Consider the following 13,068-nt stretch of genomic DNA (forward strand, 5'->3'; position numbering starts at 1 on the left):
GGCTCATGACGCACCCACCTGGGTCTCGGGCCAATCACGATGCATCAAGGTACGCAGCGATAGAGAGGCCGATCGTTCATGCGCTTCGCTGGTGAACGGCAAGATGTCCGCCACTGCCTTTCCGAGCTTGGAGGCTAGGGCGCGCTGAAGTCTCCTCTTCGCGCGCAGGTGCCGGGTCTTGACGGTCGCGACGTTGATGCCGAGCGTTTCGGCGACTTCGCCAACGTCGAGTTCCTCGATCTGCCGCAGCACGAAGACCGTGCGGAATTGGACCGGCAGTTGATCGATCGCATCGTCGATGAACTCTTTGATCTGGCGACATGCGAACGCACGCTCGGGAGAGCCGGGCATCGACCCGCGCATCAGGTTTTCGCTGTAATCGTCCCGTATGGACGCCCTGTTCTCGTCGAGCCACGCGCGCCGTTGGCCGAGGCGGCGGGCCTGCGCGAGGGCGGCGTTGGTGACGATGCGGGTCAACCAAGTCGAAAGCGTCGATCTCCCCGCAAAGCCGCCGATGCCAGCGAATGCGTTGAGGTAGGCGCTCTGCACGGCATCTTCGGCGTCGTCGCGATTCCGCAAAATCCGCCACGCGGTTCGAAGCAGTCGCTGATCATTGCGGCGCATGACCAGGCGAAGCGCCGCAGGATCTCGGTGGGCGATGGCCGCAGCCAACTCGATGTCAGAGCGGCTTTCGTGGTGAGCTTCCCTCTGCGCGGTCATGCAAAGCCCCTGAGTAGCACGGCGGACCAGCGCACCCTTTTGCAATTGATCCGATGACAGGCGCCGGCAGCAAAATAATCGAGCACGATTGCCTCCATTCAAACGCGCATCCGACGACGGGGTGCGGCGAGCGTGGCGATCAACCGTTCCGGACCGAGAGTTGGGCGTTTCACAACAAGCGAAAGTTGCGAAAGCCTGATTTCGCGTCAGCCGGACGATCTTTCGTCGCAGCGGAAAGTTGCCCTGGGCACCTCGTCGGTTAGTGGACGAGACGGCCCAGAGCGAGGGAGCGTGCGGTGCTGCTGCCCGGATGAATTCCCAGGCGCCGAACAGTTAGGAAACTGGTCATTGCACTTTCAACATTCATTCCGATCGCTCGGGTTTTCAAAGAGAGCGGTTTGCGAGTGCTTGGGCGATCGCTTCCAACCCTTTGTTGCAACCCTCATCATCTTCCTGCTATTACTATGTAGCAAATGAATATTATTTCACCTTGAGATGAAAAATGTTGATATTAATCGGCCCGTCCAAAAACTCAGGTTCGACGCAGCCATGATTGGGGCTGGCGTGGACCCTGCAGCTGGAAAGCTGCTCGACGCTTCTCGGCTGATCCGTCCCGAGGATCTTGTCGATGCCTATTTTGCGGGGGTTCCGGACCTATCGCAGGCGTCGCAGCGCGTCCATTTCGGCACCTCGGGCCATCGGGGCTCCGCATTGCGAACCTCGTTCAACGAGGCGCACATTATCGCTATCGCTCAATCGACCTGCCTCTATCGCAAGCGGCAAGGAATCGACGGGCCACTGTTTCTCGGGATCGACACCCACGCCCTCTCGCGGCCGGCGTTCGAAACCGCGTTGGAAGTGTTTGTCGCCAACGACGTCGTGACGATGATCGACGTTGACGGCGGCTATACGCCCACACCCGTCATTTCGCACGCCATCCTCGCCTACAATCGGGGGCGTACGGAAGGGCTTGCCGACGGCGTTGTCCTCACACCTTCGCACAATCCCCCAGAGGACGGCGGGTTCAAGTACAATCCGCCGAGGGGAGGGCCCGCCGGCTCGGCAATCACGGACTGGATCGAGGGGACCGCGAACCGGTTACTTGAAAGCGGAGTTCGCAATGTCGGGCGTGTTCCCTACCAGCGCGCGAGACGTTCATCCTGTTCGCGTGGCCACAACTATTTGCGCCACTACATCGGCGATCTTGCTGGTGTGATCGACATGGCGGCGATCAAGGCGTCGGGATTGTCACTGGGCATTGACCCTCTCGGCGGCGCCAGTGTCCGCTACTGGATGGAGATCATCGAGCGCTACGGCCTCAATGGCACGGTCGTCGAAACCAATATTGATCCCACGTTCGGCTTCATGACCGCGGATTGGGACGGAAAAATCCGGATGGATTGCTCGTCGCCCTACGCAATGTCGCGGCTGATCGAAATGCGCGATCGGTTTGACCTTGCCGTTGGCAACGATACCGATGCCGACCGCCACGGAATTGTCACACCGGGCGGCGGCTTGATGAAGCCCAATCACTATTTGGCTTCAGCGATCGCCTATTTGTTCGAGCATCGCCCCGAGTGGGGGGAGCGCTGCGGGATCGGCAAAACGATGGTGAGCAGCGCCATGATCGATCGCATCGCGGCTCGGCTGGGTCGCAAGCTCGTCGAAGTCCCGGTCGGATTCAAATGGTTTGTCAATGGGCTGTATTCTGGCACGCTTGGCTTTGCTGGCGAGGAAAGTGCGGGCGCTTCGCTGCTTCGGCGCGACGGCTCGGTCTGGACGACCGACAAGGACGGTTTAGCGCTTTGTCTGCTGGGGGCCGAAATAACGGCCTGCTCGGGCCGCGATCCGGCCCAGGTCTATGAGGGCCTGACCCACGAATTCGGCAAGACATGGTACGAACGGACCGACGCGCCGGCGGCGCCGGAGCAAATGGATTTGCTGCGCGGCGTCTCAGCCGCTCAGATCCGAGCCACTGAGCTGGCGGGTGATCGGATCGCAACAAAGCTGACCGCCGCGCACGATGGCGGGGCCTCGTTCGGCGGCATCAAGGTCTCGACCGCAGGTGGCTGGTTTGCCGCACGCCCGTCCGGCACCGAGGCTATTTACAAGCTCTACGCGGAGAGCTTTCGCAGCGCCGAGCATCTGGTCGCGATCCAACGTGATGCCGCGGTGATCGTCGAAGAGCTTTTTGGCGAGGGAGAGGTGGCCGGCGAGCGCCCTGGCTAGGTGGGCGAACTCGGCCCGTGTGGAAGGGCGGGGTAAACCAGATCGTCCGCCTCGAAGCGTGCAGCAGCGGTCATCACGGCCGGTTCAGCGTGGGATCTCCCCATCAGGTGGAAGACCTCCCTGTTGAGATGAAGCAGATAGTCGGCGACGATCCTGCGGTGACATCGCCACCAGACCGCTTCCGCGCACATGATTGCGCAGCGGCGGCTGGCGGCGAGTTCGAGCAGACGATCCAGGCCCGTCCGGAACTCGGCCGACAAGGCATAGTCCGCGTAATTGTGGAAACTCCGATTGGTCCAAAAGCCGTTGACGTCGGGCGGAATGGTTTTGGATTTCTTGCGCAGTCCGCCCAATTGAGGAATCTCGTCGTAGCCGATCTGACAGGAGGCGAGAGCAGCCGGTAGGACATCGCGATTATATTGCGGGTTGGCGCGCGAGCGCGAGATGCTGCGGATATCCACGACGCTCGCCACCTTCCCGACACTTAGCAGTTCGACGAAGGCCGCGATCGGCTTCGTCGAATGCCCGATCGTGAAGATTGGATGTGTGGCAGCCATCGGACGGTCACCGATCCAAGCTTGCCGCGCTATTGCGAAGCTGTTCGGGGTCGTTCAGCTCCGGCCAGGACCGCCGGATCGCGGCGCGCAGTGCCGGGAGGACTTCTTCGTCGAACCAAGGGTGCTTTTGCGCCCAGATTGCCGCGCGCCACGACGGGTGCGGGAGGGGGAAGTATCTCGGGAGGTAACTTGAGAAACCGTAGACCCGCTCGGTAACGGTGCCCGGGCCTAGCACATGATTTTGCGCATAGCTTCCGACCAGAAGGGTCAGGCGCAGATCAGGCATCGCTCCGAGCAGCCGCTCGCGCCATTGGCGCGCGCATTCCGGGCGCGGCGGCGCATCGCCGCTAGCCCCGCGTCCCGGATAGCAAAGGCCCATTGGAACAATGGCGACATTTGTTGCGTCATAGAATTGATCCGGTGTCATTCCCATCCAATCGCGCAACCGGTCGCCAGACGCGTCGGAAAATGGAACGCCGCTTGCGTGGACCTTGGTGCCCGGGGCTTGGCTGGCGACGAGGATTCGCGCGGTAGCCGACATTTGTAGGACGGGCCTCGGGCCGAGCGGCAGGAGGTCGCCGCATGCACGGCAAGCCCGGACTTCCGACAACAATGATTCCAGCTCGGTCACGTGAACTCCAAGGTCGGTCGTGGTCCGTGGGCGACCGCAGTGCTCGGTGGTCAACCCTCGTCAGGCCGCCTCCGCCTTGAGCGGGAGCATGTGAAGATGAACCTTGTCCGCCGAATGCTTCTTGAGAATCTCGATGGCGCGCTTTTCGCTGGCGGGATCCCGGGTGCGCACCCACAGCAACAGGCCGCCCCGCACAATCTGCTCCTGGAGATACTCCGCATGATGCTCGCCGAGCCGTTTGGCGAGCACCGAACCGATGAGGCCGCCGGCACTTCCGGCAAGCGCGGCCCCAGCGATAACAGCGAGCAGGGTTCCGCCCGTGGCCACGACGGCCCCCACCGCGGCGAGCGCTCCGACGTAAACGAGCCCTCCGATGATGCCGCCCTCAGCATCGCCAATCGCTTCAATCGATACGAAGGCGGCGCGGGGCACATCGGGATCGTCGGCGAGAACATCAACCCTCGAATATCGATGGCCCAGTTTCTCCTCCACCGCGCGTTCGCTTGCCAGCAGGCTGAGCTCGGATCTGTGAAATCCCGAGCTCAGCAGCTCGTCGATTGCGTCTTGCAGCCCCAGCGAGCTGTGAAAAATGCCGACTGCTTCTCGCGATACCTCGCCAGCCTGATCGATCTCCATCGCCGTTCCTCCAAATCCTTGCATAATCAGGCCCCCAAATTTCGTTGGGCGTTTCTAGCTGCCCGCCGACAGCAGCGCCGGAGCGCCGGGGTCAGGTCGGCCTCCGCGTCGATCGGCCGATCTCTCGAATTCGAGCTCGGCGTGCAGGCCTTCGAGATCCCGGTGGATCAAAGCGACCGCGAGTTTCTGTCCGCGACGCCGAAAAATGATCGTGCAATTCCGCTCCTGCAAATCGCCATCCACCTCGATGTCATCCCAGCCGGCACCATGCCCGACATAGGCGATCCCGAGATCATATTGCTCGGTCCAGAAGAAGGGGATCGCTGCAAATCGCTCACGGCGGCCCAAGATGTTGCGTGCGGCGGTTTCCCCTTGGCGCTCGGCAACGACGAAATGCTCCACGCGGATGTTTTCGCCCGTGAGGAAATCGGGCCAGCGCGCGATGTCGCCCGCGGCGAACACATCGGGGGCGCTCGTTTCCAGAAACTCGTTCACCGACACGCCGCGATCGATGGTGAGGCCCGCCTTTTCCGCCAGCTTCGTCTCCGCATGCACACCGATCCCGATGACGACCAGATCGGCCTCTAGGCTTTCGCCCGTCGCGAGCGTCACCTGACTTTGGTCGATCTTGGTGGCGGCCGTATCGAGGTGGAAGGTGACGCCATGACTTTCGTGCAGGGTTTGGAGAAACGTTCCGATCTCCGGCCCCAGGACGGCCTCCATCAGAACCATATCCCTGCCGACGACATGCACCTCGATGCCGCGGGCGCGAAGCGACGCGGCGACCTCGAGGCCGATGAAGCTCGCGCCAATGACGACAGCGCGCTTCGCGGCGACCGCATCGGCTACGAGGTTGCGGCTGTCGCCGACGGTGCGCAGATAGTGCACATGCGGGAGGGAGGAGCCGGGAATATCGAGATGAACCGGGCTCGCCCCGGTGGCGAGGAGGAGGGCATCGTAGGCGCAGCGGCTACCGTCTGCCAAAATCACTTGTCGAGCGGCGATGTCGAGCGAGGTCACGGAGGCACTGAGACGCACGTCGATTTCGTGCTTCTGGTAGAATTCGGCTGACCGAAGCGGGATCCAGTCCTCTGAGGCCGTCCCGGCAAGATAGTTTTTGGAAAGATTAGGCCGATCGCACGGCAAAGCATCGTCGGCGCTCAGTAGCGTGATCGTGCCGGCGTATCCCTCCCTGCGAAGCGTTTCCGCCGCCGCGTTGCCTGCCGCGCCGCCCCCGACAATGACGACCGATGCCGGCAACCCGTTGCGGTCGCCCAAAACAGGAGCCGTCCACCCACCCAGCTTCTCGCGCACATATGCGACATCAAGCGCCTCCTCCACCCGCCACTGCGGCAACGGATCACGCGCCGGAGCGCGGAGCACTCCGCCCGTGCGCAAGTCGAAGCAGGCATGGTGCCATGGGCATCGGATCGTCTCATCGACAACAAGACCGCCAACAAGCGGCGCGCCATAGTGCGTGCAGAACGCGCCAACGGCGAACAGGCGGCCGGCGCGTCGGACAAGCAGGACGGGTTCCCCGCCTGCATGCCCCTGCAGCATGGCTCCTTCGGGAAGTGCCGAAAGAGGAGTGCCAAGGGTGAGGTCGGGCCCGGACAATGCTGATGTTTCGGTGCTCATGCGATGCTCCTTCGCGCCGGCGGCACGCTTGCCTGATGCCCAATGCAGCAGGCGTCGATTGCACCCCTCACTATTGGATCGCGCCTGGCCGAATTCGTTCCCGATAATTCGCGTTCAAGCCGATCTATGCGGCGTGCCCTGGTCGCTCGCAGTCGGGCCCACGAAACTCAGCGGCGACCAAATGACGTACGGGGCTGATGTGTTGCCCTCAACGGGAGGAAGCGTCCCGCGCGAGATAGGCAATGACATCGGCGCGATCTTGCGGCGAACCAAGGCGAAACCCCATCGACGTGCCTGGTACCATGAGCGTCGGCGCTGTCAGCCAACGATCGAGATTGGCCGGGGTCCAGACAATGCGCGACGAGGCCAGCGCTTTTGAATAGCGAAAGCCGGGAGCGCTCCCCGCCCGCCGGCCGATAACCCCTCGATGCGCGGGGCCGGCTCGATTGCTGTCGAGGGAATGGCAGCCTCCACATTTCGCCCGATACAGGTCCGCCCCCCGCGCGGCATCGCCGTGCGGAGGCCGGGTTCCTGCGACCAGCGCGCTACCGGTCGCCATTGCGACGCCGAGTGCGAGCGCGCCCGTCATTGTTCGGATGGTTAATCGAGCCATGTGGCTTATCCGAAAATGGGTGCCTTCTGCGGAATTGGCTCGTTCAAGACATTCCCAAGGATCGCTGCATGGAAGGCTTCGTCCCCGGCCATACGCGCGGATAGCAGATGGAACTCGGTCGCCTCGAGCGACGGAATTAGGCCCAGATAGGCGTTTGCGGCGCCGCGCTCGAGTTGCAGCGCAAGCTTGAGGACGTCGTTTTGGGTTTTCAAAGCCGCAGCGCCCAGGGCAGAGGCGTATTCAGCGATCGACTTGCTGGTCGCAGCTTGCCCACCGAGGCGTCGGATCGCCGCTGCCAGATCGTCGCGATGGGTCTTGTGGTGGCTCTGAAATGTGATGCCCACCTTGAGAACATCCGCTGATAGCAGGCCGCTCTCTGCGGCTATCTGGTAGGCGGCGATCCCTTCGTGTTCCAGCGCAAGGGCGGCATTGAGGAGTTGCACGTCCTGCCCCGGCCGGTTTGGCCGCTTGGCCTCAGCGGGAAGGCTGCTGCCCAATAGGGCAACAAGCCCGGCTGCAGAAAGCGTGGTCACGCCACCGGCGAGGATCGAACGGCGGTTGCTACTTGGGAAATTGGTCATCTTCCTGTTTCTCCATTGCGATTATTCGTGGCTTCATTCGGAACCGCTGCAGCACGCGCGCGGTCAGCGTCCCGCAATCTCCGCCCGCGAACGGGAAGGTTCCCTGCAAGGCCGTGCTGATTTCCGGATCGAGCAATTTCTGCAGCCGCCGCCTTGCGCGCAGATGCCGGGTCTTTACCGTCGCCTGCGGAACCTCGAGCGCCGCTGCGGCCTCTTCGACGCTCAATCCTTCAATATCTCGCAGGACGAAGACCAGGCGAAAATCGCGAGGGAGGGCGGCGATCGCCGATTCGAGCATCTGGCGCAGCTGTTGCCGAGCCAGAACATGGTCTGGCGGCCCTCCGCCAATGGAACCGCGCATGAGCTTGTCCCTGTATTCATCGAGCGCCAGTACGGAGCTGCCATCAAAACAAGCCTCTCTGCGCCGCGCCGCCCGGATGCGGCCGAGCGCTTCGTTGATGACAATTCGGGTCAGCCATGTGGAAAGCGATGATCGTCCGCCGAAGGCGGCCATCCCGGCAAAAGCGCGCAGATAGGCGCTTTGCATGGCATCTTCGGCCTCGGAGCGATTGGATAGAATGCTGAACGCGGCCCTAAAGAGGCGCTGGTTGTTTCGTTGAATGACGATCGTGGCGGCATCAGCATCGCCGACGGCGATCCGCGCAGCCAAGGCCACGTCGGTCAATTCGTGCAGATCAACTTTCGGTTGACCCATCGTCGGTGCCTCCATTTCGCGCATTTGATGGATTTGGTCGCCGAAGGTTCCCGCGCGGCAGAGGATTATTCGTGTTGGCCGCAAGGCGCGGCTGGCGGCATCGCGAGGTTGGCGACATCCGAGGCAATGGTGACGGGCTATGGCTAAGTCCGCCACCAGGTCCGTCGCCTGGCGCGACCGATGATTGCGAATTAGTCAGATAGGCGGGGAGCGGGTGGCGATGACTGCCCCTGTGGGCTTAATCGCCCGCGCCGTGATGCGCTTCGCCATAAGATCAAAAAATTGATATCAAGAGGCAATAATATTACTTAGACTTCTCTTAAACCAGCGCGCATCGTTAATGGCGCGAATTGGGCTGCCCGGATCACGCCGGGCATCAGACGGCGGGAGGGATCCTGTTATGCCGGTCGAAACTCCTTTTAGACCGTCTCGCGGATGCGAGGATGCGACGGTGAACAATAAAGAGCTTAGCGCTCAAGAACTGAGTGCACCTGCCATCCAGCAAATGATCGCTTTGGGTCAGATGAGCCGAGGCTTTGTGCACGATTTCAGAAACATCCTCGCCGTGATTTCCGCGGGGTTGAACCTGGCGAAGCGACACGAATCCGAGCCCGACTTGTCAGACAGCTTTCTCACGGGAGCCCAAGAGGGGGTGGTGCGCGGGATGAGGATGACAAAGCGACTCCTGGATTTCGCGAGTGGGCACGACTGCGATATCCATCCTGGAAACGTGAATGATGCTCTGCGGCATTTGGAAACGCTTTTGGGGTATGCGGCTGGAGCCGATACTCGAATTGACCTGGAGTTGGATCCAGATGTTCCGAATTTTGATTTCGATCCTCCGCAATTCAATTCGGCTATCATGAATCTTGTCGTCAACGCGCGAGATGCGATGCCCGATGGGGGCGTCATCGAAATCGCCACGGAATTGGTGTCTTGGACCGCACAACCAGGCCAGCATGCCGGCTCTTTTGTCCGCGTTCGAGTCCGAGACAACGGATTGGGCATGTCGGCGAGTGTCGTGCAAAGGATCTTCGATCCGTTTTTTACGACCAAGGCCGAGAAGGGCACCGGTCTGGGAATTCCTCAGGTCGATGCATTCATGAAACAGGCGGGCGGCTTCATGAAGATTGACAGTGCGATCGGCGCGGGCAGCACATTCGATTTGTTCTTCCCGGTGGGAGCGAGTTTGCGCGATCGGCCTGAGGCGTTGTCCCCGACGTATGATTGCGCGCCAAACCCGTCTGTTTTCGGGTCCGAGTTCCAGCACCTATAGCGCTCGCGGTTGAAGTCGCAGAGAGTTGCAGCGGAATGGCGCGCGGAGGTACACTCGGCTTTGCAAATCAGAGTCGCGGCCACTGCGCGGCCAGTTCCGGCCTGGATCGAGAACTTCCGGTAGATGGAGCCAACGCGCCACCGGGCCTCGCCTGCCATTAAGCGCCATGAATTCTAGAGGAGGTCGCCTTGGGATCCCCGCCGCCTGTCAGCCAGCTGGTCGTTCTCGCGCACCCAAATCCCGACAGTTTCTGCGCCAGCATCGCCGAACGCTGGCAAGCGCGCGCACACGGAAATCGCCAGGTCAGCAACCTTCGTGACCTCTACCGCGAAGGGTTCGACCCTATCCTCAAGGCTCACGAGCAGCCCGGGAAATCCGGGTTCTCGCCGCTCCCTGAGAACCTTGCGGAGTGCGAAAGGCTTCAGCGGTTGGACGTGCTGGTATTCGTGTATCCGGTCTGGTTCGGAGCGCCGCCGGCAATGCTTAAAGGGTATCTCGAACGAGTTGTGGGAAGCGTCGTGTCCTTCGCAAAGCATGCGGAGGCGGTGAAGCCGCTCGCCAATGTTCGGTTGGTGCAGATATCGACCTCGGCTTCGAGCGATGCGTGGCTTGCCGAAAAGGGAATTCCCAGCGCGCTTCACACCATCTTCGATCGCTATATCGCCGAAGTCTTTGGCGCCAAGAAGGCGTACCGCTTGCATCTCGATTCGATAAGTGAAGGCATGGGCCAGCACCACGCTGCGTCTCAATTGGCCGAGGTCGATCAACTCGCCGATCTCGTATGCGCGGAAGCTAACGCCGACCGATGGGACCGCAATAGGAAGGGGTCTGCGTGAAGCCGAAGATAGGACTTGGGATTGGAATGAATCGCGCAATCTGCCGCGCCTCCGCAAGGCGCACCTGGCCTAGGCTCTGATCTGGCCGACACCTGCCGGTATGGGGCCTGGCGAGGATCCGCGCGGAGAGTAGCGGGTGATCGGCGGGGTGGATTTGTCCAGCTTGCGGACCGAATTCAGCCCAGCGGCTCATCTGGCTGCGGTAATCTCAAAACGGAAAGAAGGCCTGGATAGCAACGATCGCCACGGCGCATGTCAAGAGATTGAGCGGCAGTCCAATACGGACGAAGTCCATGTAGCGATAGCCGGCCATCTGATAGACGATGACATTCGTCTGGTAGCCGAATGGCGTGGCGAATGCCGCGCTGGCCGCCATCATCACGGCGACGAGAAAGGGACGCGGACTGACCGCTAGGCTTTCGGCCAAGGCGACCGCCACCGGGGTCACCAGCACGGCCACCGTCGCATTGGAGAGAAGCTCCGTCAAAACCATGGTTATGAGGTAAAGCACAATGAGAGCCACGAGCGGGCTGAGATCGTGGACGTTGTCAATCAGGAGCCGTGAGGCCTGCTCGGCAAGACCGCTTTTCTCCATGGCGATACCGATAACGACCATGCCGGCGATGAGGATAAGGATCTCCGGCTTTAGCCCGCTATAGGCTTCGTCCGCGCTGATGACGCGCACCAGGATGAGAAGCACTGCTCCTGCGAACGCGGTAGCGGCGATTGGTGCGACATTCAGCGCCGCAAGGATGATCGCTCCGGCGAACACTCCGAGCGCGGTGATGGCCTTGCCGGGTTGGAGTGGTCGCTTGATCGCGAACAGGCTTGCGTCGCCGACTTGGGCGCTGGCGATATGTGATGGATCGACCGGCGGCGTGTCCTTGTCGCGCTCTTCATGCTCGTGTTTGCCTAGGAGGCGTCCGCTGACCAGGAACAGGTACAGTCCGCCCGCGAGTGCTATGGGCAGGCCAACCGGGGTGATTTCGAAGATGCCAAACCGAGGCTGTCCGGCGACCCGCGCCATGTCGTCGACCAGCAGATTGGTGGAAGTGCCGATCAGCGTGCAGCATCCCGTCAGCACCGTGATGTAGGAGAGGGGTATCAGGTATCGTTTCGGAGACTGTCGGAGTGCATTTGCGACATCCCGTATAACCGGAGCGCCGAGCACGACGATGGGCGTGCTGTTGAGAAAGCATGATACGCCCCCGATCATCGAGAGCAGCAGCCAAATACCCTTTGAGCCCCTGCGCTTGCAAAGCTTTACGCCTACGGCGATCGCGCGGTCGAGCAGCCCGGAGAGTTCAAGCGCGTAGGCAATCACGAATAGCGAGGCCAGCGTGATAATCGCGGGGCTGGCGAACGCACTTTGCACCTCGGAGGGGTGAACGACCCCAGCCATCAGCAGGGTGGCAGCACCGGCAAGGGCCACGACGTCGGCGCGCAGCCGATCCCAGATCAGCATGGCTACGACCGCGGCGAGCACCAGCAATGTCAGAATCTGGTCGATCGTCATCGCCAAGGTGCCTCGAAGGATGGCTGGGTTCTGTCAATGGCCGCTGGGCGGCCGGCGCTGCGATAGGGTCTGGAGGCATGGCCTGCACTTGTCTATCAACGTGCGGATGCGGGAGCCGAGCCTCAGGACAAGCCGCCTTGTGATTGCCGGTTCATTTGTAGCCGTGATCGCAATTGCCACGGCTGGATTTCTCATTGGGCGGGTGAGCTCTCCGCAACCGAGCCCGCCGATTGCGGTTCGGCCCGAGCCCGATGCGCCTGCCCGATTGGAACCCGAGCAGCCGCAGGTCCTGGAACGGGCCGAACTTATTGAGCTTGCCGGCCGTGCGGCGGATGTTTCGGCGTCGCATATTCCATTTCCGGCGGATATTCTGGGGCTGGTTGGGCGCCGTGTCGAACTGGCAATTCCATTCGGCTGTGACGGGCCCTCGCCGATAGACGCCAACGCACCCCTGAGTTGGCGCTACGATGCAGAGGGGCGGACGCTGCGCGTCCACGTCTCGCCGACGACATGGTCCATGAACGACTGGGGCTTCGCCGACTCCTCGGCGATGAAACCGACGCTGAAAGGCTTCTGGATAAGCCGGCCGTGGTCGTTATCCGAGATTTGTCCTGAAAATACCGGCGAGGTCGCGGTTCCGGATGCTCGCCCGGTGACATTACCGGGACAGACCCTGGCGGTGGCGGAGTTCCAGGCGGACCCCTCGGACGGCTCGGTGCGCGCACCGCGATCGTTCGATGCTGTGAAACGGTATGCTCCCGAGCAGTTGAATACCTCGCGGGGATTTCGCCTGAAACTGGTCGGACGTCTCGACAAGCTGCCCGATGGCCGGCCGGTACGCTGTATGCAGCCGGCAGGTAGCGAGCAGCGGCCGATCTGCGTGGTCGCAGTCGCATTCGAAGAGCTGCGCATTGAGAACCCTGCCAGCGACGATGTCGTGGCGGTTTGGTCGATGGGAAGCGCGATCCAAGCGGATTGATTGGCCGCAGTTTGCGGTCCGACGGCCTCTCTTTCACCACCGATCGGGACTGGAGGCGTCCGCCCAAAAACGGGGTCGGCCGGGCGCCCTTGGTGAGAGCACTGCCGCGGGCCGTCTCCTTGCAAATACATCGTAATACGA

13 protein-coding genes are annotated in these 13,068 nt (G+C 61.8%); 4 read left to right on the top strand and 9 right to left on the bottom strand.

Features of this window, described 5'->3' with window-relative positions:
• Positions 1-3 precede the first annotated feature (3 nt).
• The gene (locus AAC640_RS13680) at positions 4-720 is read right to left on the bottom strand and encodes an RNA polymerase sigma factor (protein ID WP_340267161.1); all 717 of its coding nucleotides are present in this window, start codon (positions 718-720) and stop codon (positions 4-6) included.
• 495 nt (positions 721-1,215) lie between these two features.
• Here AAC640_RS13680 and pgm point away from each other — a divergent pair, with 495 nt between their 5' ends.
• A complete protein-coding gene (gene pgm, locus AAC640_RS13685; protein WP_340267163.1) occupies positions 1,216-2,949 on the top strand; it encodes a phosphoglucomutase (alpha-D-glucose-1,6-bisphosphate-dependent) in 1,734 nt (577 codons plus the stop codon).
• Here pgm and AAC640_RS13690 read toward each other — a convergent pair.
• The 7 genes from AAC640_RS13690 to AAC640_RS13720 all read right to left on the bottom strand — a co-directional run bounded on the left by AAC640_RS13690 (position 2,946) and on the right by AAC640_RS13720 (position 8,320).
• Positions 2,946-3,506, bottom strand: a complete 561-nt coding sequence (locus AAC640_RS13690; protein WP_340267165.1) for a DUF488 domain-containing protein — start codon at positions 3,504-3,506, stop codon at positions 2,946-2,948. The two genes, pgm and AAC640_RS13690, sit on opposite strands and share 4 nt — an antisense overlap.
• 7 nt (positions 3,507-3,513) lie before the next feature.
• Positions 3,514-4,137 (bottom strand): uracil-DNA glycosylase family protein, encoded by a 624-nt coding sequence (locus AAC640_RS13695; protein WP_340267167.1) that lies wholly within the window; start codon positions 4,135-4,137, stop codon positions 3,514-3,516.
• Positions 4,138-4,197: 60 nt separating this feature from the next.
• Complete coding sequence (locus AAC640_RS13700; protein WP_340267169.1) at positions 4,198-4,773, bottom strand: hypothetical protein; 576 nt, start codon at positions 4,771-4,773, stop codon at positions 4,198-4,200.
• A 54-nt stretch (positions 4,774-4,827) separates the two neighbouring features.
• Complete coding sequence (locus AAC640_RS13705) at positions 4,828-6,411, bottom strand: FAD-dependent oxidoreductase (protein WP_340267171.1); 1,584 nt, start codon at positions 6,409-6,411, stop codon at positions 4,828-4,830.
• A 208-nt stretch (positions 6,412-6,619) separates the two neighbouring features.
• Positions 6,620-7,024 carry a c-type cytochrome gene (locus AAC640_RS13710; RefSeq protein ID WP_340267173.1) on the bottom strand — a complete coding sequence of 135 codons (405 nt, stop codon included), beginning with the start codon at positions 7,022-7,024 and terminating at the stop codon, positions 6,620-6,622.
• Positions 7,025-7,029: 5 nt separating this feature from the next.
• Positions 7,030-7,605 (bottom strand): ferritin-like domain-containing protein, encoded by a 576-nt coding sequence (locus AAC640_RS13715; protein ID WP_340267175.1) that lies wholly within the window; start codon positions 7,603-7,605, stop codon positions 7,030-7,032.
• The gene (locus tag AAC640_RS13720) at positions 7,586-8,320 is read right to left on the bottom strand and encodes an RNA polymerase sigma factor (RefSeq protein ID WP_340267177.1); all 735 of its coding nucleotides are present in this window, start codon (positions 8,318-8,320) and stop codon (positions 7,586-7,588) included. The genes AAC640_RS13715 and AAC640_RS13720 overlap by 20 nt, the downstream gene beginning before the upstream one ends.
• A 451-nt stretch (positions 8,321-8,771) precedes the next feature.
• Here AAC640_RS13720 and AAC640_RS13725 point away from each other — a divergent pair, with 451 nt between their 5' ends.
• Both AAC640_RS13725 and AAC640_RS13730 read left to right on the top strand, forming a co-directional pair.
• Positions 8,772-9,596: a two-component system sensor histidine kinase NtrB gene (locus AAC640_RS13725; RefSeq protein WP_340267179.1), complete on the top strand. Its 825-nt coding sequence runs from the start codon at positions 8,772-8,774 to the stop codon at positions 9,594-9,596.
• A gap of 188 nt (positions 9,597-9,784) precedes the next feature.
• Positions 9,785-10,432 (top strand): NAD(P)H-dependent oxidoreductase, encoded by a 648-nt coding sequence (locus AAC640_RS13730; protein ID WP_340267181.1) that lies wholly within the window; start codon positions 9,785-9,787, stop codon positions 10,430-10,432.
• A gap of 208 nt (positions 10,433-10,640) precedes the next feature.
• Here the strand turns inward: AAC640_RS13730 and AAC640_RS13735 are convergent, their stop codons facing one another.
• Complete coding sequence (locus AAC640_RS13735) at positions 10,641-11,948, bottom strand: SLC13 family permease (RefSeq protein ID WP_340267183.1); 1,308 nt, start codon at positions 11,946-11,948, stop codon at positions 10,641-10,643.
• An 88-nt stretch (positions 11,949-12,036) separates the two neighbouring features.
• On the opposite strand from AAC640_RS13735, the gene AAC640_RS13740 reads away from it, so the two are divergent.
• Positions 12,037-12,927, top strand: a complete 891-nt coding sequence (locus tag AAC640_RS13740; protein ID WP_340267185.1) for a hypothetical protein — start codon at positions 12,037-12,039, stop codon at positions 12,925-12,927.
• Positions 12,928-13,068 lie beyond the last annotated feature (141 nt).

The organism is Sphingobium mellinum (assembly GCF_037860795.1).
Classification (GTDB): domain Bacteria; phylum Pseudomonadota; class Alphaproteobacteria; order Sphingomonadales; family Sphingomonadaceae; genus Sphingobium; species Sphingobium mellinum.

What these genes read in the sequence shown, in the direction of transcription:
- AAC640_RS13735 (WP_340267183.1), bottom strand. Translation starts at nt 11,948, where the DNA reads ATGACGATCGACCAGATTCTGACATTGCTGGTGCTCGCCGCGGTCGTA.
- AAC640_RS13715 (WP_340267175.1), bottom strand. Translation starts at nt 7,605, where the DNA reads ATGACCAATTTCCCAAGTAGCAACCGCCGTTCGATCCTCGCCGGTGGC.
- pgm (WP_340267163.1), top strand. Translation starts at nt 1,216, where the DNA reads ATGAAAAATGTTGATATTAATCGGCCCGTCCAAAAACTCAGGTTCGAC.
- AAC640_RS13705 (WP_340267171.1), bottom strand. Translation starts at nt 6,411, where the DNA reads ATGAGCACCGAAACATCAGCATTGTCCGGGCCCGACCTCACCCTTGGC.
- AAC640_RS13680 (WP_340267161.1), bottom strand. Translation starts at nt 720, where the DNA reads ATGACCGCGCAGAGGGAAGCTCACCACGAAAGCCGCTCTGACATCGAG.
- AAC640_RS13720 (WP_340267177.1), bottom strand. Translation starts at nt 8,320, where the DNA reads ATGGGTCAACCGAAAGTTGATCTGCACGAATTGACCGACGTGGCCTTG.
- AAC640_RS13710 (WP_340267173.1), bottom strand. Translation starts at nt 7,024, where the DNA reads ATGGCTCGATTAACCATCCGAACAATGACGGGCGCGCTCGCACTCGGC.
- AAC640_RS13700 (WP_340267169.1), bottom strand. Translation starts at nt 4,773, where the DNA reads ATGGAGATCGATCAGGCTGGCGAGGTATCGCGAGAAGCAGTCGGCATT.
- AAC640_RS13690 (WP_340267165.1), bottom strand. Translation starts at nt 3,506, where the DNA reads ATGGCTGCCACACATCCAATCTTCACGATCGGGCATTCGACGAAGCCG.